The organism is Acidimicrobiia bacterium, assembly GCA_041393965.1.
In the GTDB taxonomy this organism is placed as follows: domain Bacteria; phylum Actinomycetota; class Acidimicrobiia; order Spongiisociales; family UBA5794; genus UBA5794.
The window spans coordinates 123,449-147,291 of the sequence record JAWKJB010000002.1 but is presented as its reverse complement, the minus strand read 5'-3'; the positions used below and the strand labels follow the sequence as shown (position 1 = coordinate 147,291).

At 64.1% G+C, this 23,843-nt stretch carries 18 protein-coding genes and 1 pseudogene; 14 read left to right on the top strand and 5 right to left on the bottom strand.

The window, feature by feature from the left end; genetic code table 11:
• Positions 1–7: 7 nt before the first annotated feature.
• The 7 genes from R2823_05505 to zwf are packed head-to-tail and all read left to right on the top strand — an operon-like array spanning position 8 to position 6,896.
• Positions 8–331 carry a helix-hairpin-helix domain-containing protein gene (locus tag R2823_05505; protein ID MEZ5175644.1) on the top strand — a complete coding sequence of 108 codons (324 nt, stop codon included), beginning with the start codon at positions 8–10 and terminating at the stop codon, positions 329–331.
• A 3-nt stretch (positions 332–334) separates the two neighbouring features.
• On the top strand, positions 335–1,423 hold the full coding sequence (gene rlmN / locus R2823_05500) for a 23S rRNA (adenine(2503)-C(2))-methyltransferase RlmN (protein ID MEZ5175643.1): 1,089 nt from the start codon (positions 335–337) through the stop codon (positions 1,421–1,423).
• Entirely contained in the window at positions 1,420–1,884 is a 465-nt protein-coding gene (gene bcp, locus R2823_05495; GenBank protein ID MEZ5175642.1) for a thioredoxin-dependent thiol peroxidase, read from the top strand. The genes rlmN and bcp overlap by 4 nt, the downstream gene beginning before the upstream one ends.
• Positions 1,881–2,747: a UTP--glucose-1-phosphate uridylyltransferase GalU gene (gene galU / locus R2823_05490; protein ID MEZ5175641.1), complete on the top strand. Its 867-nt coding sequence runs from the start codon at positions 1,881–1,883 to the stop codon at positions 2,745–2,747. Before bcp ends, galU begins: the two co-directional genes overlap by 4 nt.
• A gap of 53 nt (positions 2,748–2,800) precedes the next feature.
• Entirely contained in the window at positions 2,801–3,886 is a 1,086-nt protein-coding gene (gene tal, locus R2823_05485; protein MEZ5175640.1) for a transaldolase, read from the top strand.
• A complete protein-coding gene (locus tag R2823_05480) occupies positions 3,883–5,469 on the top strand; it encodes a glucose-6-phosphate isomerase (protein MEZ5175639.1) in 1,587 nt (528 codons plus the stop codon). Before tal ends, R2823_05480 begins: the two co-directional genes overlap by 4 nt.
• Positions 5,466–6,896 (top strand): glucose-6-phosphate dehydrogenase, encoded by a 1,431-nt coding sequence (gene zwf, locus R2823_05475; protein MEZ5175638.1) that lies wholly within the window; start codon positions 5,466–5,468, stop codon positions 6,894–6,896. Before R2823_05480 ends, zwf begins: the two co-directional genes overlap by 4 nt.
• Here the strand turns inward: zwf and R2823_05470 are convergent.
• The 3 genes from R2823_05470 to R2823_05460 all read right to left on the bottom strand — a co-directional run bounded on the left by R2823_05470 (position 6,792) and on the right by R2823_05460 (position 12,790).
• Positions 6,792–9,335 (bottom strand): PAS domain-containing sensor histidine kinase, encoded by a 2,544-nt coding sequence (locus R2823_05470; GenBank protein ID MEZ5175637.1) that lies wholly within the window; start codon positions 9,333–9,335, stop codon positions 6,792–6,794. The genes zwf and R2823_05470 overlap by 105 nt on opposite strands.
• A 92-nt stretch (positions 9,336–9,427) precedes the next feature.
• Positions 9,428–11,122: an LCP family protein gene (locus tag R2823_05465; GenBank protein ID MEZ5175636.1), complete on the bottom strand. Its 1,695-nt coding sequence runs from the start codon at positions 11,120–11,122 to the stop codon at positions 9,428–9,430.
• A 75-nt stretch (positions 11,123–11,197) separates the two neighbouring features.
• On the bottom strand, positions 11,198–12,790 hold the full coding sequence (locus R2823_05460; GenBank protein MEZ5175635.1) for an LCP family protein: 1,593 nt from the start codon (positions 12,788–12,790) through the stop codon (positions 11,198–11,200).
• Positions 12,791–12,911: 121 nt separating this feature from the next.
• On the opposite strand from R2823_05460, the gene typA reads away from it, so the two are divergent.
• Positions 12,912–14,732, top strand: coding sequence for a translational GTPase TypA (typA, locus tag R2823_05455; GenBank protein MEZ5175634.1), 1,821 nt, complete (start codon positions 12,912–12,914; stop codon positions 14,730–14,732).
• Positions 14,733–14,771: 39 nt separating this feature from the next.
• On the opposite strand, the gene R2823_05450 is transcribed toward typA, so the two are convergent.
• Entirely contained in the window at positions 14,772–15,797 is a 1,026-nt protein-coding gene (locus R2823_05450; GenBank protein MEZ5175633.1) for a peptidoglycan-binding protein, read from the bottom strand.
• 77 nt (positions 15,798–15,874) lie between these two features.
• Between R2823_05450 and R2823_05445 the strand changes: the two genes are divergently transcribed.
• Positions 15,875–16,474 (top strand): peroxidase-related enzyme, encoded by a 600-nt coding sequence (locus R2823_05445; protein MEZ5175632.1) that lies wholly within the window; start codon positions 15,875–15,877, stop codon positions 16,472–16,474.
• 27 nt (positions 16,475–16,501) lie between these two features.
• Here R2823_05445 and R2823_05440 read toward each other — a convergent pair whose 3' ends face one another.
• A complete protein-coding gene (locus R2823_05440) occupies positions 16,502–17,404 on the bottom strand; it encodes a peptidylprolyl isomerase (GenBank protein ID MEZ5175631.1) in 903 nt (300 codons plus the stop codon).
• 133 nt (positions 17,405–17,537) lie between these two features.
• Between R2823_05440 and R2823_05435 the strand changes: the two genes are divergently transcribed.
• The 5 genes and pseudogenes from R2823_05435 to aceE all read left to right on the top strand — a co-directional run bounded on the left by R2823_05435 (position 17,538) and on the right by aceE (position 23,840).
• On the top strand, positions 17,538–18,917 hold the full coding sequence (locus R2823_05435) for an FAD-binding oxidoreductase (GenBank protein MEZ5175630.1): 1,380 nt from the start codon (positions 17,538–17,540) through the stop codon (positions 18,915–18,917).
• A gap of 119 nt (positions 18,918–19,036) precedes the next feature.
• Positions 19,037–19,768 carry an SIMPL domain-containing protein gene (locus tag R2823_05430; protein ID MEZ5175629.1) on the top strand — a complete coding sequence of 244 codons (732 nt, stop codon included), beginning with the start codon at positions 19,037–19,039 and terminating at the stop codon, positions 19,766–19,768.
• Between the two features lie 180 nt (positions 19,769–19,948).
• Positions 19,949–20,512, top strand: a complete 564-nt coding sequence (locus R2823_05425) for a peptidoglycan-binding domain-containing protein (GenBank protein ID MEZ5175628.1) — start codon at positions 19,949–19,951, stop codon at positions 20,510–20,512.
• Positions 20,513–20,540: 28 nt separating this feature from the next.
• A complete protein-coding gene (locus tag R2823_05420) occupies positions 20,541–21,041 on the top strand; it encodes a flavin reductase family protein (GenBank protein ID MEZ5175627.1) in 501 nt (166 codons plus the stop codon).
• Positions 21,042–21,147: 106 nt separating this feature from the next.
• A pseudogene (aceE, locus tag R2823_05415) lies at positions 21,148–23,840 on the top strand (pyruvate dehydrogenase (acetyl-transferring), homodimeric type).
• The last annotated feature ends 3 nt before the right edge of the window (positions 23,841–23,843 follow it).

The window sequence follows — 23,843 nt, the reverse complement described above, 5'->3', positions numbered from 1 at the left end:
AGCCACGATGAACCACGCGATGAAGAATGTGATCAGGTTCGCCGGTGTCGTTGCCGGCCTTGCCGCCGCTGCCTGGGCGCTGCGGGACCGGATGCTCCCCGACCCGGTCACTCCAACGGATTCGCCGCCAAGGTTCCGAACGGCAGCGGCCCCAGATGACCTCACCGACATCAAAGGTATCGGCCCCGCGTTTGCACAGCGTCTCGCTGACGCTGGCGTCACGACCTTCGCAACACTTGCATCGAGTGACGCTTCGTCCATCGCCGAGATCGCGAACACCACCGAAACCACCGCGCAACGATGGATCAACGGCGCTCAAGCCCTCCTCTGATCGATGCTGTATATCGCCGAGCCCGAGGCTCTCGGTGATTTCCTCCCCGGGGAGCCGCGATACCGCGCTGACCAACTGAGGGAATGGCTCTACAAGCATCCCGTCCTCGATGCGGGAGCCATGACCAATCTCCCGGGTTCGGTGCGCGACGCCATCGGCGAGGACCTGTGGCCATTCGAACTCGTCATGGAGCAGTCGGGCGACGAGGGCCGGACAAGGAAGTGGTTGCTGCGCTGCAATGACGGCGCAGCAATCGAAGCGGTCGTGATGGGATACCCGTCGCGGACGACCCTGTGCGTGTCGTCCCAGGTCGGGTGCGCCATGGGATGCACCTTCTGCGCGACCGGACAGTTCGGATTCGGCCGCCATCTCGTCGCCGGCGAGATTGTCGCCCAGGTTGCCTTCGCCAACGCGTACCTCGGCGCCAATCCTCTCCCCGGCAGTCCCGATCGCGTGACCAATATCGTGTTCATGGGCATGGGTGAACCACTCGCCAACTACCAACACACGGCGGAGGCAATCCGTCGAATGGTCGACGAAATGGGGATGTCCGCCCGCTCGATCACGGTATCGACCGTCGGATTCGTGCCCGGCATGCGCAAGCTCGTCGAGGCGCCGTGGCCCGTGACCCTCACGGTCAGCCTCCATTCGACGATTCCAGCCGAGCGGAGCAGGCTGGTTCCGATCAACGACCGCTACCCCCTTGAGGAGGTCGTCGAGGCAGCACACGAGTACTACCTCGCGAAGGGGCGGAGAGTCTCGCTCGAATGGACGCTGATCGCAGGCGAGAACGACTCGGACATCGAGGCAATCAACCTTGCACAGATCGCTCGCGGGATCCACGCCCATATCAATGTGATCCCCCTCAACCCCACCCCGAGAAGCGACCACCGCCCGCCGACGGACGATCATGTCCGGCGGTTCCTTCGCACGCTCGCGGACCAAGGCGCGAACGCGACCCTTCGCGACACACGGGGCAGAGACATCGACGCGGCATGCGGTCAACTGCGGCTGAGAGCCGAGGGCGCTCAACATCCATCCAACTACGCTGGAACCGACAACACGCACCACACGGCAACGAGCGAGGAATGATGGAACTCGAAGCAGGACAGGACGCACCGGGGTTCCGCGCCCCCGATCAGACCGGGACCATCCGCACCAGCGACGAGTTCGAGGGATCCAAGCTGGTCATCTACTTCTACCCGCGGGCGTTCACACCGGGCTGCACCACCGAATCGTGCGACTTCAGGGACTCCCACGAGCATCTCGCAGCACGGGGCTACACGATCCTCGGTGTGTCACCGGACAAGCCGCAGAAGCTCAAGAAGTTCAAAGACGAGTACGAGTTGCCGTTCGATCTCCTCTCGGATCCCGATCACACCATCGCGGCGGCATACGGTGCATACGGCACCAAGAAGAACTACGGCAAGGAGTACAAGGGCATCATCCGATCCACCTTCATCATCGACGAAGACGGCCGTGTCACGGAACCCTTCTACAACATCCGGGCGAAGGGACATGTCGATCGGCTCGTTCAGTCGATCGACACCTGATGAGCGTCCGTACCGCCGTCTTTCCCGTCGCGGGCCTCGGCACTCGGTTCCTTCCTGCCACCAAAGCGATCCCGAAAGAACTGCTCCCCGTCGTCGACCGCCCACTGATCCAGTACGCGGTCGACGAAGCGGTTGCTGCCGGAATCGAAAACCTGATCTTCGTCACCGGAAGGGGGAAGTCTGCGATCGAAGACCACTTCGATGTCTCGTACGAGCTCGAAGCGACACTCTCGGATCGGGGAGACACGAAGACACTCGAACTCCTCAACGCGATCAGACCGATGCCGGGCCAGGTGGCGTATGTCCGGCAGATGGAACCGCTCGGCCTCGGGCATGCGGTGTGGTGCGCGAGGCACCTCGTCGGGCGCGAGCCGTTCGCGGTCGTCCTCGCGGATGACCTGCTCCATCCAACGGGGGATGCCCTGCGAGCGATGATCGACGAGTATGAAGAGACGCGGGCGAACATCGTGCTTGTCGAAGACATCGATCCCAGCCGGACGGATCGATACGGAATCATCGATCCGGGTGAGGCTTCAGCCACAGGCATCGAAGTGACGGGCATCGTCGAGAAGCCGACCCCGGATGAAGCTCCGTCCCATCTCGGTGTGGTCGGCCGCTATGTCCTTCACCCCTCGATCATGGACGACCTTGCGACGACTCGCCCGGGAACGATCGGGGAGATCCAGCTCACGGACGCCCTCGCGACCGCCATGGGGAGCCGAGCCCTGCGCGCCGTAAGGAACCCGGGAGTCCGATTCGACTGTGGATCCAAGATCGGCCTCCTCGAGGCGTCCCTTTCCATCGCGCTCGAACGACCCGACCTCGCGGCTCCGACCCGGGCGATGATCGCGCGGCTCGGCTGAGGGAGTCCTCCGGCTCCGTATCCTGAGGACATGAACCGACGAACGGACACACGATGACCAAACTTGATCTCCTCCACCAGCATGGCCAGTCGATCTGGTTCGACTTCATCCGCAGGGACATGCTCACCGGTGACGGACTGGCCGAACTTGTCGCCGACGGCGTCCGTGGCGTGACTTCGAATCCCTCGATCTTCGAGGGCGCGATCGCAAAGACCGACCTCTACGACGATCAGATCGCCTCACTCGGCCCTGTCTCAGCCGAGGAGGCGTTCGAACAGGTGGCCATCACCGATATCCGCTCGGCATGCGACATCCTCGCGGCGGTGTATGACGAATCCGACGGTGAAGACGGCTATGTAAGCCTCGAAGTGTCTCCGCGACTCGCCACCGACACGGCAGCGACCATCTCGGATGCGATGCGACTGTGGGACGCCGTCGATCGGCGCAACCTCATGGTCAAGGTTCCCGCCACCGCGGAAGGCATCCCCGCCATCGAGGAACTGACAGCCGCCGGGATCAATGTCAACGCCACCCTGATGTTCTCCCTCGACGACTATGAGGGCGTCGCGCAGGCCTATGTGCGGGGAGCTCGAAGGGCATCGGATCCCGCCGTTCTGGCCTCGGTCGCATCGTTCTTCGTCTCGAGGGTCGATTCAGCGACCGACGCCGCGCTCGATCGGGTTGGGACCGACCGTGCCCGCTCATACCTCGGGAAGGCGGCGATTGCCAATGCGAAGCTCGCCTACCGGCGCTATCAGGAGATCTTCGAGGGCGACGACTTCGCGACCCTCGAAGCGGTGGGCTGCCGCCCCCAGCGGGTGCTGTGGGCGTCGACCTCGACCAAGAACCCCGACTACAACGAGGTCATGTATATCGAGGAACTGATCGGGCCACGAACCGTGAACACCGCCCCGCCCCATACGATCGAGGCATTTCTCGACCACGGCGAGGTCAAGGCGGGATCCCTCCTCGAAGAGGTCGATGCAGCAGCAACACTCATTGCTGGCCTCCCGAACATCGGTGTCGATTTCGATGCGATCACCGCAAAGCTCCAGGTCGATGGTGTCGAGGCATTCGCCGCATCATATGAAGGGGTGCTGTCGGCCATTGCGTCCAAGCAGCGACAGGTCGTTGCATGAGGATCGACCTTGCCGGATCCGACCCGGATCGGGCAATCGACTCACACACCGACCGATGGAAGCGCGACGACCTGCTCGGGCGGCTCTGGCGGAAGGACCCGACCGTGTGGGGATCCAGGGACGAACCCGAGATCGCCGACCGCCTCGGATGGCTCGATCTCCCGCACACGGCACGGCGACACATCGGCCCGATCACCGACCTCGCTGCCAGAGCAATCGACGATGGGATCGAAACGGTCGTCCTCGTCGGCATGGGCGGATCGAGTCTCGCCCCGGAGACCTTCTCGCTCAGCCTGCCCCAGCAGCCCGGATCACCGCGCCTCGTCGTTCTCGACTCGACGCACCCCGATGCCGTGCGAGGTGTCACGAACAGCGTCGATCTGCGCCGGACATGGTTCATCGTTTCATCCAAGTCGGGGACCACCATCGAGACCCTCTCCCTGATGCGTCACTTCCTTGCACTCGTCGGTCACACGATCCCGGATTCCGGGTCGAAGTTCATCGCTGTCACCGATCCTGGATCCGAACTCGCCGAGATCGCATCGGCTGAGGGGTTTCGTGCCGCCGTCCTTGCCGATCCCACGGTCGGGGGCCGCTATTCGGCTCTCAGCGCGTTCGGCCTCGTTCCCGCAGGCATCGTTGGATGTGACATCAACAAGCTGCTCGGCGCCGGAGCCGCTGCGGCCGCGCTGTGTGGGGTCGAGACGCCGGTCGACATGAACCCTGGTTTCCGGATCGGAGCCACGATGGCTGCAGGGGTTCCAAGCGGTGTCGACAAGGTCCGATTCGTCGGGAGCGGCCCCGGCATCCACTTCGGGCCGTGGGCAGAGCAGCTGATCGCCGAATCGACGGGGAAGGACGGAACCGGCATCGTGCCGATCGACGACGGCCCTGAGCGATCCGGGGCCGATGACGAGACGACGATCGGCGTCGGTTCCGATACGCGAACGAGACCGACCGACATCACCATCACCTGGTCGGATCCACACGACATCGCAGCAGCGATGTACCTCATGGAGTTCGCAACGGCGGTCGCAGGCGAGGTCCTCGGCATCAACCCGTTCAACCAACCCGATGTGCAACGAGCCAAGGCCCTTGCCACGGCCGCGATGGACGGTACGGCCGAAGCGGCCCCGCCTCCCGAACCGATCAGATCGCCGGAGCTCCACGGCAAGCTCTCCGAACTGCTGGAGAGCGACCCGTCGTATGTCTCCATCCAGGCATACCTGTCACCCGACGAGCCCACGGATGGGCTGCTCCGGCGAATCCAGGAGGCCATTGTCGACAGAACGGGTGCAGCGACCACCGTTGGGTACGGACCTCGCTTCCTGCACTCGACCGGCCAACTCCACAAGGGCGGGCCTTCCGGTGGCGTCTTTTTGCAACTCGTCGATACACCTGCTGCCGTCGTCCCGGTGCCAGGGTCGTCGTACGACTTCGGCGCGCTCATCGGTGCGCAGGCCGACGGCGACCGCCGTGCCCTTGCCGAGGCGGGTCGAGCGGTTCTTTCCGTCGACCTCGGCACCGAGCCAGCGGCAGGACTCATCGCGATCGCCAACGCGATCCGTGTCCCGGCACCATGACCGACGCGCCGACCTTCGTCGTGTTCGGCGCTACCGGCCACCTTTCGCGCACCAAGCTGATACCGGCGCTTGCACGCGTCCTTGCCGCAGAGCACATCACCGATCACGCCCTCATCGGTGTGGGCAGCCGTAGCCGCTCCGACGACTCGTTCCGGTCGATGGTGGAAGACAGCCTGCGCGAGGCAGGGACTCCCCCGAATGTCACGACCAGCTTTGTGGCCGCACCGATTCGCTATCTGGCTGTCTCCGACGATGCGTCGTATGACACTCTCGCCCGCGTGGTGGCCGAAACCGAGGACGCTGCAGGACTCCCCCAGAACCGAGTCCTGTACCTCGCCATCCCACCTTCACAGCTGGACGCCACGGTGATGGGTGTTCAGTCGTCCGGTCTCGACAACGGGGACGGTTGGACCCGCCTCGTCGTCGAGAAACCGTTCGGGACGAACCTCGCCACCGCAAAGCGGTCGAACGAGATCATCCACCGGTCCTTCCATGAGAACCAGGTGTACCGGATCGATCACTTCCTCGGAAAGGAGACGGTTCGGAACCTCTTGGTCTTCCGCTTCACCAACAGCCTGTTCGAACAGACATGGAACCGGCGCCATATCGAATCGGTGGAGATCACCGTCGCCGAAACCGCAGGCCTTGACGGCCGGGCTGGCTACTTCGACGAGTCAGGGACCGTACGCGACATGGTCCAGAACCACCTCACCCAGATCCTGACGCTCATCGCAATGGAGCCGCCGGTCACGATGGACGCACCATCGATCCACACCGAGAAGGTCAAGGTCCTCAGCGCGATGCGCCAGATCGAGCCAGACCATGCCGTGATCGGCCAGTACACGCCCGGGGTTGTTGCGGGCCATCCCGTCGGTGGTTACCTCGAGGAGCCGGGTGTTCCCCAACGGTCGACCACGCCGACCTTCGCGGCGTTGCGCGTTCACATCGACAACTGGCGGTGGCATGGTGTGCCGTTCTTCCTCCGGACGGGAAAGCGCATGTCGAAGCGATCCTCGATCATCACGGTTCGGTACCTCCGCCCCCCGATTTGTCTGTTTCATGCCGAGGGGACATGTAGCGGTCACCAGAATGTGCTCAGGATGCGTCTCCAACCCGATGAAGGATTCGACCTGCTGTTCGATGTGAAGCAACCCGGAGATGAGACCCGAATCGAACAGATCGCGCTCACCGTGAACTACGACGCCGTCCGGGCCGGCGCCGCGGATGCATACGAGACGCTCCTCACCGATGTGATCGAAGGTGACCAGACCTTGTTCGTCCGGGCAGACGAGGTGGAGGCGGCGTGGGAACGCTACGAGCCGCTACTGGATCGCGGCGACATCCACCCCTACGCGGCCGGGACCGATGGCCCCGAAGGTGCCGACCGGCTCATGCTCCCCGACGAAGGGATGTGGGCTCGCCTCTAGCTTTGCTTGGGACGCGGGGAGTTCAAGGCGGAAGACCGACATCCCGTCGTGGTAGTAGGTGAGCGAACCGTGCATCAACTCCGCAAGGGTACGGGAGACGGCAAGGCCGAGCCCGACCGAGCCCGGGCGCCCTGCCGATTCGTGGGCCCGTTCGTATGGCTCGAAGATCCGCTCCACATCGGCCTCATCGATCGGATCGCCGGTGTCACATACTTCGATTGCGAGGACTCCTGACCGTGCCGCCCCCCGCACGAAGATCTCGTCGCCACCGTAGCGCAGGGCATTCGAGACGAGATTGCGCAGGATCTGTCGCAGGCGGTTCGGATCCGCTGCAACCTCCACCGCAGGGACATCGGACGAGATCGGACGCGAGGTCTGCGACGCGAAGCCTGAGAGAACTCCAGTGACCTCGGCCTTGACATCGACGGCCATGATCTGCACCGCAACATTGCCGATGTTGGACCGCGCCGCAACCAGGAGATCTTCGATGAGGTCGGCCATGTCCTGGCTCTGCGCGACGAGCATCATCGTGAACTCGTCCATCTCCTCGTCCGACAGCGACATCCACCGCGTCCGCAACTCTTGAGCGAGACCGCTCACGACGGTAAGCGGAGTCCGCAGCTCGTGCGAAACGCTCGCAACGAATGCGTCCTTTGATGCCACGAGGGCCTCGAGCCGCTGGTACACACCCGCCCTGTCCACCGCGGCCGCGAGCACATTCGTGACCGAGTACAGGAAGTTGAGGTCGTCTGCGGAAAAAACACGCTCGCGTCGCGACAGAACGACAAGTGTCCCGAAATCGATCTCCTTGCCCGGCACCATGAGGGCGATCGCCGAGCAGTAGCCGAGATCGAGCAAACCCGGGGCTGCAAACCGGATCTCGGCTTCGGAGCGAAGCAGGACGGGAGCTCCAGCCATGTGGGTTCTGTCCGCAATGCCCGACAATGTCGTCGCATCGACTCTGAGACCCGGGCTCGACCCGACCAGCTCGAACATGCCAGAGCTGTCGCGCCGAAGGACCGCAACGCCGTCGGTTCCGAGCACCTCGGTCACCACATCGGAGATGGTGCCGCACAGCAGCGGAACATCCTCGGTCTCGAGAGCGAACTGACCAACGGAAGCAGCAGCTTCCTGCTGGACCGCCCTCGACCACAGCTCGTCCTCAACGGCGCGTCGAGTGGTGACATCGACGAGGGCGCCCTCGTAGAAGGCACCCCGCGGGGAGTCGATCAGCCTCACCGTGTCGCGTACCCATCGTGTTGAGCCGTCGAGGGTCCGCATCTTCCACTCGTAGCCAACAACCATGCCGTCGAGCCGGAGCATCTCGGTGACACGATCCCGGTCGGATTCGTCGTCGTAAAAGCTCCTTGCGTCCCGATGGATGATGTCCTCATGCGATTGTGCGCCGAGCAGCTCGACGAGCGCGTCGTTGACATGGGCGATCCTCCCGTCGGGATGGGTGCGGTACAGGGCCACCGGAATGCGCTCAAAAAAGCTCACATAGTCAAGGCGCGTCTTCGCGAGTTGCGCTTCGGCTTTCACCTGGTCGGAGCGATCGTGCACCATGAGCTGCATCGCAAGGTCGTCCCCGTAGTCGACCGCGTTCGCTGAGATATCAACCCAGACCGAGGAGCCCTCAGCGTCGACCAACTCCATCTCAGCGTCATCGACCGTTTCGAGCAGTTTGATCACGCGGGCTTCGAGCTCCGCAAACACCGAGATGGACGATGGTGCGATGTGGTCCGACATGGGGCGGCCATCGAGCGATGCTCCCGCCGGATCGAGCATTCGCCTCGCGGCGACATTGGCGTACCGGATCGTGTCATGCACGATCACGATGAACCCGACCGCCGCGGTGTCCATGAGTCGTCGGTACCGCTCCTCACCGGTGGCCGCGGCGTCGTTGAGGGCAGCGAAGTAGCGATCGATGAGTCGGAACGCGAAGTGGGCACCGACGATCGCTGCGGTGCCACCGATGATCAGCATGGTGTCCGTGCTTGAGGACGGGACGACCGGGAACGCAGACAAGGCTGGGATCGAGATGACGAGGAGCTTGGAGAGCTGGAGCATGGCTGCGAGGATCGCGATCCCGCGTCCGTCACGCCTCGATCCCAGGAAAACGGCGTATGCCACCGCCCACATCACAAGCATCAACGAGATGCCGCTGAGTTCCGGCATGAAGAGCCACATGCCGTAGGCAACAACGAGGTCACTCGCCGCGGCGCTCCTGACACCCGAGCTTGCCCGCTGATACCGCACCGCGAACGGCGTCACCGACGCAATGACGATGGAGGAGATACCGAACACGATCGCCGCGGTGGTGGCATCGGGCATGAAGAGGATGGGAACGCCGGCGGCCACATAGACGAAGGCGCGGACGCGCAGCAGCGTCATGATCAGCTGGCCGCGTTCGGTGCGCGCGGCGATCCCGGTGGACATGGTCTGTTCATCGGCACACGCACCGGCCGGCTTGACGGATGCGTCAGCCGGAACCGTGCGTTACCGGGGAGCGACCCATGCGCGGGCGCCTGTCAGGCGTCGCACTCGCTCGTCTCGCCGCTGGCATCGGCGGAGATTCCGGCATCCTGATCGCGTATCACTGAAGCGACCTTCCCGCGGATGCGATCGATGTCCGGCTGAGGGTGGCCGAGCACATCGACCGTCGGTGCGTAATAGCCCGGGTTGAAGCCGACGGTCACGATATCCGAGAAGTCCAGCTTGGCGGTCATTTCCAACATATCGGACGCGAATGTGACGGGAAGATCCGTCACCATCGACCCGTCGAGGGCATCGACGATCCCGCCGAGCCCGCGCAGCAGGGTGATCGGCGTCGACTTGGCAGCGACGGCCCGCAGCATGCACCGTTGCCGCTGCATACGGACATAGTCGCTCGAGCCGTGCCGCGCCCGCACATAGGCAAGGGCTTCGAACCCGTCGAGATGGTGCCAACCGACCCCCACATCGACGGTTGCCCATGGATCCCCCTCGCGGGGAGGCGACACCTCCGCCTTGAGGGGCTCCTGCACATAGACATCGACACCACCGATCGCCTCGACAAGATCGACGAAAGCGGCCATGTCGATGAGGACGAAGTAATCGATACGCAGCCCGGTGGCGTTCGACAAGACATCGCGCAACGCTGCCATGCCTGGGTCGGCCTCGTTCGGATAGGTCCCGGTCCAACGCCTCGTGTACGGATACAGCGCATTCAGCTGTTCGGGGAAGCAGTTGCAGCTCACGAACGGCATCGTTGTCGTGGTGGTCGGCTCACCGACCGTCGTCGATGACCCCGTGAGCGTCGTCGTCGTGCTGCCTCCGGGGGGCTGCGTGCGAGCGAGGATGTCCTGCTCGAGGCCGGAGAAAGCCCCGCCCCAACCCGAGGGCAGCGGCATGTGTCCGAGGTTCCTCGGAAAACCAAAAAGCGCAGCCTTCCCGGTTTCGGGATTGATGGTCGCCACCATCATCGAGTCCGTCCGGAGCCCGCCGCGACCTGGCCCCGCATCACCCCCTGCGAGAAGGATCGTGATCCGGTCGGTACCGACGCGCTCGTCGAACGGCAACAGCGGAGCACCCGTCACGATGTTCCGACGAGCCTCCATATCGGCTTCCCACGCAGCGATGGCGTCCGGCTCCCCGAAGTCCTCCTCGAAGATCCGGCTCCGCACCACGGTCTCTGTCCGGAGGTCGACTTCGTAGTTCGTCACGATCGGATCCGGCACGATGTCGGCATCCGATCCGATGGGGATGACCGGTGTCGGCGGAGGTTCCCGGTCTCCGGCAAAGACGATGTCGAAGAGTCGCATCGCGTCGACCGTCGTGTTCGCAACCGCCACATGGGGAATCGCAACGAATGCCGCGAGGGCAACGCCACCAACGACGATCGGCGTCGCCGTGGTGTTTGCGAACCCTCCCGCGAGGCGGAACGCATCGACAGCGCTTGCGACGCGCCACACGGCGACGAGAATGTTTGCCGAGAAGATCGCCCACAGCGCCGGTTTCGACAGTGCTGCGCTGACCAGGTCGAACAGGTCGACATCGGCAACGAACCAGACCGCAACAACGAGGACGAGCGGCGCCCCCCACAGCGCTGCGCGCAGATAGCGTCGCAGAACGAGATGGCCGACACCGGGAACGATTGCGCTCAACGCAGCGACGAGCCACGGGCGGAACCCGCGTTGCGGACTCGGCGCTGGCGACGCGGCAACTCCGTCGGGTGGGTCAGCCATCGTTGGGCTCCCACGGTGTGGTGTGACCCCGATCCATGGGACAAAGGTATGCCGCCGTGAAACTACCGGCCATCCTCAGACCTGACATTCGGAATCCTCACCGGACTCGAAGGCGGTGTCGCTGTCGGCTCGCAGTGCGAGGCGAACCATCGCCTGGATGCGAGCGATGTCCGGTGTTGGTTTGCCTCGGTGATCGAGGACCGGTGTGTAGAACGGCGGCACAAAACCCACCGTTGCGATGTCGTCGAAGTCGAGCGAAGCCGTGCGTTCGAGCAGGATCGGAAGGTCGCTGAGCGGGATGTCGGTCTTGACGCTGTTCGCCATTGCCTTCGACAATTGGGAGAACCGTTTGAGGATGTTCGCCGGCGTCGCTTTCGCGGCAACCGCCTTGAGCAGGCAGCGTTGGCGTTGCATACGGACATAGTCGTTGCTCGACCTGCGCTCGCGGACATAGCCGAGCGCATCGAGCCCGTTGAGATGCCGCCAGCCGCGGCCGACACTGACCGTATGCCACTCTTCACCTTCCCGTGCAGGTGACATCTCGATCGAGACGCCCCTCGTCACATACACATCCACCCCTCCGAGGGCATTGACGACATTGACGAATCCCGCCATGTTGACGAAGGCGTAATGGTCGATCTCGAATCCGAGCATGAGTTCGAGAACATCCCTGAGCGCCGCAAGGCCCGGTTCCCGCTCATTCGGGTAGGTTTCGGTCCACTCCCGTGTGAAGGGGTAGATCGCATTGATCTGGTCGGGAAAACAGTGGCACGGCACGAACTGGTCCGGCTCACCGTCCTTGTTGTGGTCCGTCCACTGCCTTCGTTCCTTCCACGGTGTCAGGCGTTTCTCGAGATCAACGAATGCCGTCGACCACCGATCCGGCAGAGGAACATGGGTCATGTTGCGGGGAAACCCGAATATCGCTGCCTTGCCGGTCGTGACATCGAAGGTGACGACATTGATCGAGTCGGTTCGTGAGCCGGAGCGCCCTGGGCCCCCGTCCCCGCCTGCAAGAAGGACCGCGATGCGGTTGTCGCCGTCGGCGGTACGGTCGAAGCGGTTACCGACGGCGCGGTCGCGAAACGGCACATAGGTTTCGTCGGTGCGCTGGTCGCCGCTTCCTGCAAGCGACGGATCGAGTCGATCCACGCCGGGGACGAACGCGGGCTTGACCACCACGGGATCGGGAACGGTCGGGAGCACTTCCACATCGTCACTGAGGTACGGATCCTCATCGAAGACGAAGCGGCGCGGCTGTACTTCCGCATCGGCAACGAAGACCTCATCGAGGGCGTGAGCAGCATCGAGCGTGTACTGGGCGACGACGACATGCGGAGCCGTCACGGCAGCGCACAGCGCAACGACAACGCCGATGCGCCACCAGGCCGCGCGAGCGTGACTGAGGGAGAACGCGTCGGTGATGGCGAGGACGCGCCACACCACAACGGCGAGGTTGACGATCAGGATCGTCTTGAGGACCGTTGGCCGCACCGCGTATCCGATGAGGTCGAAGGTCGACAGGTCGAGCATGACCGTTCCAATGGCAACGCCGGCGACGAGCGGGAGCGCGAACAGAGCCGCGCGCCACCATCGGCCCATGTATCCCTGGCCGAGTCCAGGGATGAGCGCCGACAGCATCGCAGCGACGAGCCCGTTGTTGCCCACGATCGGAACACCTCCAATGCTCGGAGCCTACGCAGCGGCAGCACATGTGCGTCGTGGATCGCTGCATCACGGCGCCGTTCGACGGAAACGACGATGGCGCCCGCTGCGATACCCTCCCGCCATGCCTCCTTCGTCCCTGCGGAATGTCGCGCTCATTGCCCATGTCGATCATGGCAAGACCACGCTCGTCGACGGCCTGTTGCGCGCGACCGGCGTATTCGCAGACCACGAGGCTCCCGTGGAGCGGATCATGGACTCCAACGACCAGGAGCGGGAGCGGGGAATCACCATCCTTGCGAAAGCAGCCTCGATCACATGGGGCGACACACGAATCAACCTCGTTGACACGCCGGGACATGCCGACTTCGGGGGCGAGGTCGAGCGGGCCCTCGCCCTCGTCGACGGTGTCCTGCTGGTCGTGGACGCGGCCGAGGGCCCAATGCCTCAAACGCGCTATGTGCTCTCGAAGGCCCTTGCGCGGTCGCTCCCCGTCGTGGTCGTCGTCAACAAGGTGGACCGCCCCGATGCCAGGACCGCAGCCGTCGTCGACGACATCTATGAGCTCTTCTTCGACCTCGACGCGCGCGAGGACCAGATCGAGTTCCCGATCGTCTCGGCGATCGCGAGGCAGGGCGTGGCGGTTCCCGGCATCGGGATGCCGGGAACCGAAGACACGCTTGCACCCGTTCTCGACGCGATCCTCGAAGCCGTTCCCGCACCGCATGGGAACCCCGACGGGCCATTGCAGGCAATCGTGACCAACCTCGATGCCAGCGACTATCTGGGACGGCTCGCAATCGGGAGGGTCATCCGCGGGACGATGGTCGCAGGGACACAGGTCGCGTTGGTCCGGGATACAACAGAACCGCCGATCTCGCGGCGACTCGTCAACCTGATGGGGTTCATGAACCTCGGACGCGAACCGGTCGAGGAACGCCGTGCAGGTGACCTTTTTGTCGTCGCGGGGTTCCCGGAGGTCGAGATCGGTGACACCTTCTGTACCCCGGAGGTGATCGAACCGCTGCCTCGGCTCGAAGTGGACGAGCCAGTCCTTACGATGACTTTCAGCGTGAATACTTCCCCGCTCGCGGGGGCCGAGGGCACTTTCGTCACCTCTCGTCAGATCCGTGAGCGGCTCGACCGCGAGGTGCTCGGCAATGTCTCGATCCGCATCGGGGACACCGCGTCACCGGAGGTGATCCAGGTCGCGGGGCGTGGAGAGCTCCAGCTCGCCGTCCTGATCGAGTCGATGCGGCGCGAAGGATACGAGATGCAGGTCTCGCGCCCCGAAGTCATCGTCAAGCTCGTCGGTGGGGTGGAACATGAGCCGATCGAGACCGTCGTCGTCGATGTTCCCGACGAGTATGTCGGCGCGGTGACCCAGGCGGTCGCGCCGCGGAAGGGCCGAGTCATCGGCCTCGGGACAGGCGACCACGGACGGACAATCATCACTTTCGAGGCTCCATCCCGTGGCCTGCTCGGACTTCGCTCGCAGCTCCTGACCATCACACGGGGCACCTCGCTCGTTCATCAGCACCACGCGGGCTGGACGCCATGGGTTGGCGAGCTTCCCCACCGTCACGGTGGGGCGATGGTCGCCGACCGGCGAGGGATATCGTCAGGTTTTGCGCTCGACAACCTCCAGAAGCGTGGCGAGCTGTTCATCGGCACCGGGGTCGAGGTCTACGAGGGCATGATCATCGGGGAGGCGTCCCGGCCCGAGACGATGGTGGTGAACCCGACGAAGGGGAAGCAGCTGACCAACATCCGCACCCATGCATCCGACGAAGCCATCAGGCTCAAACCACCGAGGGACATGGGTCTTGAGGCCGCGATCGAGTGGATCGCCGCCGACGAGCTGGTGGAGGTGACACCACAGTCGATCCGGATCCGCAAGAAGCTGCTGACCGACGCAGAACGCAAACGCGCGAAGCTGCGCTAGTCGGGATGCGAATGGCGTGAGAACGAAGGGCTTCAGGGATCAGGGCCCGAGGGCGCTGAGCGTACGCGGTCCCACGAGGCCGTCGACCCAGAGGCTCTTCGAACGCTGAAAGGCGACCACTGCGCTGAGGGTACGCGGTCCGAAGATCCCGTCGGCAGGACCCGGATCGAAGCCTCGATCGGCGAGCTCCCGCTGAACGGCTCGCACCGCAGATCCGCGGGCACCCATCGACAGGACATCGGAGTCCGCGTTGTCGTGCGCAACCCCCGCAAGGGCAGTCTTCGTCTGCCGTCCGACAACGCCGTCCACTTCGAGGCCCACGCTGCGCTGGAACGACTTGACCGCGGCCTCCGTCTTCGGCCCGAACATGCCGTCGATACCACCGACGGGATGGCCGAGTGTCTCCAACTGCTGTTGCAGTGCGCGCACATCGGCGCCTTCGGCTCCGACACGCAATACGCGAGCTCCTCCGATGAGCGGATCGCGGGGGCCGCTCCCGACATCGTTCCCACCTGCCGCGACCAGGGCACGATACGGGTTGACCACCACCCCGTCGGGTGTGTGCAACTCGAAGTGGAGCTGGGGCACCGAATTCTCGGCATTCCCGCTGTCGCCGACCCACGCGATGTGTTGTCCCGCCGTGACCCGCACACCGGGAGCGATTCCGGCCTTGATGCCCCACCCGGCGCCGTCGTCGGTGCCCGTCGTGTCGTTGTCGAGATGGATGTACCACGATTCCCAACCGTCATCGTGCTTGATCACCAGTGAGCAGCATCGATCGCGGTTCATGTGCGAGTGGGCCGTCCAGTTCACCAGTCGCACCACACCATTGGCGGCCGCAACGACCGGGGTCATCTTATCGGCGATGATGTCCTGGCCCGTGTGGAATCCGTGGGACCGACCAGCCCAGAAGGTGTCGGAGAAGTGGTGGGGGCCGTCGACGGGGAACACGAGGTCGTAGGCGACATCTTCACCGGTGTCGGTGGCGAGGGCAGGCGCAACGGTGAGGAGCGAGGCGAGAACCGTGACGGGCACGAGCAGCCGGAAGACACTACGCAGTGGCATGCCATCTGTATCGACGCCGCAGGCTGGTGCTGTAGCAAAGCCGCGGCCAACGACGGTCAGGGGTGGACCTCCCGATGATGGGCTATCTTGCCGATGCACGCCGAAGGTGGTCGCCGGTGACTGTCAGCCGATATCCGATCTCGTCACTCGAGGAGCTTCCCGACGATCTGAGGGAGCGAATCGAACCGATCGCTGAGCGCACCGGCTTCGTCCCCAATGTGTTTCTTGCAATGGGCCACCGGCCCGACGAGTTGCGGGCATTCATGGACTACCACGACGCCCTCATGGAACGCGACTCCGGCCTCACCAAGACCGAGCGCGAGATGATCGTCGTTGCTACTTCCGCGGCCAACGACTGCGTGTACTGCATCGTTGCCCACGGTGCCATTTTGCGCATCCGAGCCAAGGACCCGACGCTCTCGGAGCGAATCGTCGCCAATTGGAGAACCGCACCCGTCACCGAACGGCAGCGTTCAATGCTCGCGTTCGCCGTGAAGATGGCGCGCGCACCCGAGACGATCGACCAGGACGATCGGTCGATGCTCGCTGATCATGGATTCAGTGACGAGGACATCTGGGACATCGGCGCCATCGCGGCGCTCTTCGCTCTCTCGAACCGCATGGCACACCTTGCCGAGATGGAACCCAATCCCGAGTTCCACAGCATGGGCCGGTAGCACCCTTCTGGGGGCGCCGGCGGGTGGCTATGCGTTGGGAAGCACCTGGGGCGACGGTTCGAGCACCCATACCCCCACGCTGTCATCGACGGTCACCGTTGCCGCCGCCACAGCTGCCTCAAACCACTCGTTGACCACCGCAGCCTTGGCCCTTGCCTCGAGGTAGTCGCGCACGAGATCCTTCTCGGCCGTGTTGCGCTCCCGCACGAGGAGCACATGGAATCCGAACTGCGTCTCGACCGGCTCCGTCGGAACCCCGATCTCGGCGTTCATGGCGCTCTCGGCGAACTCCCCCACATAGCGTGCTGCGGACTGGCAGCCGAGGTCGCCACCATTGGCGGCCGACGAGTCCGACGACAGCTCGGTTGCAAGGGCGGCGAAGTCCTCACCGTCGTTGTACCGCTTGAGTGCAGCCTCGGCTTCCTGTCGGGTCGCGACAAGGATGTGCGACGCACACACCTCCGTCCAGTCGAGCGGGAACTCGGTGATCTCGTTGTCCACATCGGCGTCCGTCGGGGCTTCGTACCGGTCGGCGAGGGCCTCTTCGAGCGCGGCCTGGATCAGCAGCTGCCTCGCGTACAGCTCGATTCCTCCTTGGGACGCGTTCGCCGATTCGAGGTACTCCTCGAGCGTGGCATCCGGGGAGTACTCGGTCACGAGTTGGGACACCCGATCGTCGACCTCGGTGTCGGTTGGATCGATGCCGAAGTCAGATGCCGCTGCCTGTTCAACGGCCTCCCACTGGATCGCGACCCCGAGGTAACGCAGGAAGTCGGCTGGCACGATGTCGTTGCCGTCGTCACGGACGAGGCCCTCGACATCAGGCCGTGTGATCTCGGTCCCGCCGACGGTCGCCACGACGGACGGCGAGCTCGAACATGCCGCCGCGACAAAGGCGAGCGCGCCGACGATGGCAACAATGCGTTTCATGGATCCTGACCTTTCCGGATTCGTGACAAGGCTATGGGTGCCCGCCCGCTAGAGACCGCCCGGGATGTGAGAATCCCATGAAGGTATCAGCTCCCTCCTTCACAACCCCGGCGACCGTACGATGTTTCCTGTCGTGGCACGAAACCGCAGCAAGGACGTGACGGAGGCGGCGCAGGTCGTCATCGTCGGCGCCGGGATCGCTGGCGTTTCGACGGCGTTCCACCTCGTTCGTCTCGGTGTGACCGACATCGCCATTGCCGATCCCCTTCCGCCGCTCAGCCTCACCTCGGACAAGTCAACGGAGTGCTACCGGGACTGGTGGCCAACCCTTCCCATGTTCCGCCTGATGTCGCGGTCCATCGATCTCCTCGAGCGATACACACACGAGTCGTCGGACCGCTTCACGCTGTCACGGCGCGGCTACCTCTATGCGACCGCAGACCGCTCCACACTGGGCGCGATGGTGGCCGATGCTGAAAGGATCGCGGCGACCGCCTCGATGCCGCTCCGGTATCACGCCAGACAACCATACGGCTACCGGCCAGCCGATCTCGACCGTTGGGATCACAACCCGAGTGGCGCCGATGTGTTTCTCGACGGCGCTGGTCTCCGGCGCGCCTTCCCGTTCCTTGCGAGCGATGTCGCAGGAGGCGTGCATGTGCGGCGCGCAGGCTGGCTGTCGGCCCAGCAGCTCGGCGCGTGGATGATCGAGCAGATCATCGACGCGGGAGTCGTGTTCATCCGTGGGGCCGTCACCGGCGCCACCGTCGAATCCGGACGGGTGCGCAGTATCACCGTCGATGAGCAGGTCGAGGTCTCCACCGCAACCGTCGTCAACGCCGCAGGACCCCTCGCTGGTGAGGTCGGGGCACACCTCGGCGTCGAAGTTCCCGTTTCGTCCGAGATACATCAGAAGGTCTCCTTCGACGACCACCGAGGCGGGATCGCTCGGGAAGCGCCGATGGTCATTTGGCATGATCCTCAGCAGATCGGCTGGAGCGACGAGGAGCGTTCGTTGCTGACCGCTTCAGGGCGTGCCGACACGACAGGAGTCCTTCCACCGTTCGTACACGGACGGCCAGAGGGCGGTGATCAGTCACGCTGGGCGCTCGGGCTCTGGGCTTGGCATGAGGCCGTGACCAACCGACCGCGCTGGCCCATCGATGAGGATCCCCTGTATCCCGAGCTCGTGCTGCGTGGTCTCGGCACGATGCTCCCGGCCATGCGGGCCTACGAAGAGGGGCTCCCCCACCACACCGTCGACGGTGGCTACTACACGAAGACCATCGACAACGCCCCGCTCATCGGACCGGTCGGCCCGACAGGATCGTATGTGTGCACCGCCCTTTCGGGGTACGGCATCATGGCGTCGTGCGGTGCGGGGGAACTCGCGGCCCTTCACATCACCAACGGCCCGCTTCCCGACTACGCGGACGCGTTTCGCGTTGAACGCCTCAGCGACCCTGCCTACCGGGCGCAGGCGGCGGTGCTGCGTTCCCTCGGGCAGATCTGAAAAGGTGTCCGCATGCGGGTGATGTCCTTGTGCGTGAAGCGGGAACCAAAAGTCGGCATGTGTGCGTCAGAATGCTGAACAGAGAAGTTCACGGATTGTTGAACAAAGGAGTTCATGACATGAAGCGGGTCCCCATCATTGTCGCGGTCGCCGCCCTCGCGGTCGCCGTGTCGGCGTGCACGCCGTCGGTCACTGTCGAGGCACCTCCTGCGGACGGCTCCCCGACGGGCATCTCCGTGAGCGGCAAGGGAGAGGTCACCGGTACCCCCGACACGCTCACCATGACCTTCGGGGTCTCCGTACGCCGCGACTCGGTCGCCGATGCGGTCGCGGTTGCCGCCGACAAGGCGGACGCGCTCATCAGCGCGTTGAAGGCCAACGGCGTTGCCGAAGAAGACATCCAGACGGCCAACTACTCGGTCTACCCCCAGTACGACTGGCGCAACGAAACCCAGACGCTGATCGGCTATGAGGTCAACAACCAGGTAATTGTCAAGATCCGCGATCTCGACACAGCCGGTGCCGTGATCGATGCAGCCACCGCGGCGGGGGGCAACGAAACCACCGTTCAGGGGGTCTCGTTCTCCATCGAGGACAACGACGCCCTCATCGAAGCCGCTCGACAGGCCGCGTGGAACGATGCACAGGACAAGGCGGAACAGCTTGCGTCCCTTGCGGGAGTGACCCTTGGCGCCCCGACGATGATCTCCGAGACCTTCGCACCGCAACCCCAGCCCTTCGCTTACGACAGCATCGCCTTCGCAGAAGCTGCCGATGGTGCAACTCCGATCAGCCCCGGTGAACAGCTCGTTGCCGTGTCGCTGTCGGTGCAGTTCGCCATTGAGGGCTGAATCACAGGCCACCGTTGATTGCGATTGCTGCCCGTTGCCTCCCGGCAGCGGGCAGCTTCGCGGTCCGCTTTCGGGTGCACCAACGGAACGGTGCCGGTATGGTGTAGGCGAGATCCGTATCGCTCTGTCGACCAGAGCGGGACGACTGGGTAGCCGCCGAGCGGCGGAGCAGGGAGCGACATGAGGGCTGTGCGGATGACCATCCTGCTCGCCGCCGTCGCGCTCGGAGCAGCCGCCTGCGGTGGTGACGATCCTGAGGCAACGACGACATCGTCGTCGATCCAGTTCACGACAACCACCAACCTTGCGACCACAACGACGATTGCCGCGACGACGACAACCACCACCGTCCCGGGACCGCCGCTGACGGCGACGGACACGACCTACCGGGTGCAGCGGGACCTCATCGCGCTTGGGTTCTTCGATGGTCAGGTCGACGGGATCGCCGGCGAGGAGACCCAGGCAGCGATCAAGGCATTCCAAACGGCGCAGGGAATCACCGCCGACGGCGAATTCGGGCCACAGACCGACGCCGCGATGGTGCCGTTGCTCATCGACGACGCCGACTATGTCGAGGCGCTCCAGGAGAAACTCACGGAGCTCTCCCTCTATACGGGCCCGATCGACGGCGACTACGGCAAGGGGACACGGGCCGCGGTCGAGAAACTCCAAGGCTCGTGCGACCTCGAGAAGACCGGCACCATCGACATCTCGACGAGGATCTGTCTCGACCGAGCCGGATAGGATTCGCGAAGCAACCCATCACGAGGCGATGCATCTCGAACCGGAACTCATCAACGCGGTGACCTTCAAGATCCCAAACGCGCTTGCGTTGGTCGGGTCCCGATCGGGTAACGAGTGGAACGGGATGACCACATCGTGGATCACCCAGGTGTCCCAGGAACCTGTCCTCGTCGGTGTCAGCATCGACACGGTGGCGGTCACGCACCGGCTCATCTCGGACGGGGGGAGCTTCACCATCAACCTGTGGGATGCCGAGAACACCCGTCCGTTCGTGAAGTTCTCCAAACCCGCGGTCAAGGAAGGGATGACGCTCAACGGGTACGCGATCACCGAGGGCACGACCGGTGCTCCGATCTTTGATGACGCGATCGCGTGGCTCGAGTGTGTAGTCACTCAAGCCGTACCATGCGGAACCCACACCTTCTTCATCGGTGAGCTGGTCGCTGCGGGCATCAACGACGACGATGCAACACCTGCTTCGATGGCCGATACGCGCATGAAGTACGGGGGGACCCGCAGAGGTCATTGAGCAGAGATCATCGGGAACGCTCCAGCGGCCAAGCGCGATATGCCACCGGCGCCACCAAGGGCGCCTCGCGTCCGGACAACAAACCGGCGTCTCTACGCTTCGGACCATGCGCCCCATCTACATCGACGGATTCACGCACCAGCTCCACGACATCGATCCTGATGAGACCAACGAGTGGGTTGCGGCGCTCGATGATGTGATTCAGGTCGAGGGAGCCACCCGAGCCCGGTATCTGATGGCCCGACTCACCGAACAGGCACTGGTCCGCAACATCGGCGTCCCAGGCTCGGTCTCGACCCCGTACATCAACACCATCCCACCCGAGGAGGAGGCGCCGTTCCCCGGTGACGCCGACATCGAGCGGAGGATCCGCAGGATGGTGCGCTGGAACGCTGCGGCCATGGTTGTGCGTGCGAACCTCAGGGCCGACGGTATCGGGGGCCACCTGTCGACATTTGCGTCGTCGGCAACGCTGTACGAGGTCGGGTTCAACCACTTCTTCAGAGGGCATGCCGATGGTCAGCCGGGAGACCATGTCTACCTCCAGGGCCATGCCGCGCCGGGCTTCTACGCCCGCGCCTACCTCGAAGGGCGGCTCTCTGACGACGATCTCGACAACTTCCGGCAGGAAATCGGTGGGGGCCTATCGTCGTATCCCCACCCTCGACTCATGCCGGACTTCTGGGAGTACCCGACCGTCTCGATGGGGCTGGGGCCGATCAACTCGATCTACCACGCCCAGTTCCTGCGCTATCTCCACAACCGCAAGATCGACGACACCGCATCGTCGAGAGTGTGGGCGTTCCTCGGCGACGGTGAGACCGATGAACCCGAGACGCTCGGCTCGATCAGCCTTGCGGGTCGTGAGAAACTCGACAACCTGACCTGGGTCGTGAACTGCAACCTCCAGCGTCTCGACGGGCCGGTGCGAGGCAACGGGAAGATCATTCAGGAACTCGAAGCGATGTTCCGCGGCGCCGGCTGGAATGTCATCAAGGTCATCTGGGGCTCGGGCTGGGACCGCCTCCTCGCCAAGGACGACACCGGGGCCCTCGTCGAAAAGATGAACCGGTCCGTGGACGGGGAGTACCAACGGTTCAAGTCGGAATCCGGGGCCTATGTGCGAGACCATTTCTTCGGTCCCGAACCCGAACTCCAACAGCTCGTCGCAGACATGACCGACGATGAAATCTGGGCACTGCGTCGCGGCGGCCTCGACTATCGAAAGATCTATGCCGCCTATCACGCCGCGACGAGGCTCGAAGGGGCACCAACCGTGATCCTCGCCAAGACGATCAAAGGCTGGACACTTGGGCCTGATGTGGCGGGGAGGAACGCGACCCACTCGATCAAGAAGCTCTCGCGGGACCAGATCTTCGAACTGCGGGACCGCCTCGACCTCCACGACATGGTTCCCGACGCAGACATCGATGATGGAATCCCACCCTTCGTGCGGTTCGCTCCCGATTCCCCAGAACACGAATATCTGATGGCGCGGCGCACGGAGTTGGGCGGCCCGATCCCCAAACGCGGCGTACCGCTGCGATCAAAGCTCGCCATGCCGTCCGAAGCGCCCTTCGCCGAATTCGATGCCGGCTCGGGAACGATCGAAGTCTCAACGACCGGGGCATTCACGCGTCTGTTGCGCAGCCTCACCCGAGAGCCCGACTTCGGTCAACGGGTGGTCCCGATCATCCCGGACGAGGGCCGCACCTTCGGCATGGATGCGCTGTTCAAAGAGATCAAGATCTACGCACCCCAGGGCCAGCTGTACGAGCCCGTCGATCACAACCTCATCCTGTCGTACAACGAGAGCAAAGACGGACAGATTCTCGAACAGGGCATCACCGAAGCCGGTTCGACGGCGAGCTGGATCGCCGCGGCCACCTCCTACTCCACCCGGGGTGTCCCGATGGTGCCGTTCTACTCGTTCTACTCGATGTTCGGCTTCCAGCGTGTCGGCGACCTGCTGTGGGGCGCCGCCGACGCGAGATCACGGGGATTCCTGCTCGGGGCCACCGCAGGGCGGACCACCCTCCTCGGCGAAGGCCTCCAGCATCAGGACGGACACAGCCATGTCCTCGCGAGTGTCGTTCCGCCGTGCAAGGCATATGACCCCGCGTTCGCGTACGAGATGGCCAACATCATCAAACACGGACTGCATCGGATGTATGCCGACAATGAGGATGTCTTCTTCTACCTGACCTCTACAACGAGAACTATGTGCAGCCCCCGATGCCTGAAGGTGCCGCCGACGGCATTGCCGCCGGGCTGTACCGATTCGACAACGGGCCCGGTGGGGACATCCCTGCGACGATCCTGTTCTCGGGACCTGCGCACTCCGCTGCGCGGGACGCTCAACGGGAACTGTGGGACCGCTACGGGGTCGGTGCCGAACTGTGGAGCGCCACGAGCTACAAGCAGTTGCGCGAGGAAGCGCTCGCGGTCGACCGCTGGAACCGGCTCCACCCGCAGGAAGCGCCGCGGGTTCCGTGGGTCACGAACCAGCTCCGGGAGGCAAGCGGACCGATCGTGGCGGTCACCGACTACATGCGCATAGTGCCCGATCAGGTGGCGGCATATGCGCCAAGGCGGTTCACCTCACTCGGCACCGACGGCTTCGGAAGAAGCGACACCCGTGAAGCGCTCCGCGGCTTCTTCGAGACCGACATGCGTCATGTCGTTGTCGCCACCTTGCATGGCCTCGCGGTCGAGGGTGCCATCGAGCCCGCGACGGTGACCGAAGCCATCGACACCTACGAGATCGATCCCGACATCGACGCCCCCTGGAAGCGTTGAGAA

Excerpts from the sequence above, each read along its gene's own strand:
- R2823_05505 (MEZ5175644.1), top strand. The coding sequence starts at position 8 with ATGAACCACGCGATGAAGAATGTGATCAGGTTCGCCGGTGTCGTTGCC.
- rlmN (MEZ5175643.1), top strand. The coding sequence starts at position 335 with ATGCTGTATATCGCCGAGCCCGAGGCTCTCGGTGATTTCCTCCCCGGG.
- bcp (MEZ5175642.1), top strand. The coding sequence starts at position 1,420 with ATGATGGAACTCGAAGCAGGACAGGACGCACCGGGGTTCCGCGCCCCC.
- tal (MEZ5175640.1), top strand. The coding sequence starts at position 2,801 with ATGACCAAACTTGATCTCCTCCACCAGCATGGCCAGTCGATCTGGTTC.
- R2823_05480 (MEZ5175639.1), top strand. The coding sequence starts at position 3,883 with ATGAGGATCGACCTTGCCGGATCCGACCCGGATCGGGCAATCGACTCA.
- zwf (MEZ5175638.1), top strand. The coding sequence starts at position 5,466 with ATGACCGACGCGCCGACCTTCGTCGTGTTCGGCGCTACCGGCCACCTT.
- R2823_05470 (MEZ5175637.1), bottom strand. The coding sequence starts at position 9,335 with ATGTCCACCGGGATCGCCGCGCGCACCGAACGCGGCCAGCTGATCATG.
- R2823_05465 (MEZ5175636.1), bottom strand. The coding sequence starts at position 11,122 with ATGGCTGACCCACCCGACGGAGTTGCCGCGTCGCCAGCGCCGAGTCCG.
- typA (MEZ5175634.1), top strand. The coding sequence starts at position 12,912 with ATGCCTCCTTCGTCCCTGCGGAATGTCGCGCTCATTGCCCATGTCGAT.
- R2823_05450 (MEZ5175633.1), bottom strand. The coding sequence starts at position 15,797 with ATGCCACTGCGTAGTGTCTTCCGGCTGCTCGTGCCCGTCACGGTTCTC.
- R2823_05445 (MEZ5175632.1), top strand. The coding sequence starts at position 15,875 with ATGGGCTATCTTGCCGATGCACGCCGAAGGTGGTCGCCGGTGACTGTC.
- R2823_05440 (MEZ5175631.1), bottom strand. The coding sequence starts at position 17,404 with ATGAAACGCATTGTTGCCATCGTCGGCGCGCTCGCCTTTGTCGCGGCG.
- R2823_05430 (MEZ5175629.1), top strand. The coding sequence starts at position 19,037 with ATGAAGCGGGTCCCCATCATTGTCGCGGTCGCCGCCCTCGCGGTCGCC.
- R2823_05425 (MEZ5175628.1), top strand. The coding sequence starts at position 19,949 with ATGAGGGCTGTGCGGATGACCATCCTGCTCGCCGCCGTCGCGCTCGGA.
- R2823_05420 (MEZ5175627.1), top strand. The coding sequence starts at position 20,541 with ATGCATCTCGAACCGGAACTCATCAACGCGGTGACCTTCAAGATCCCA.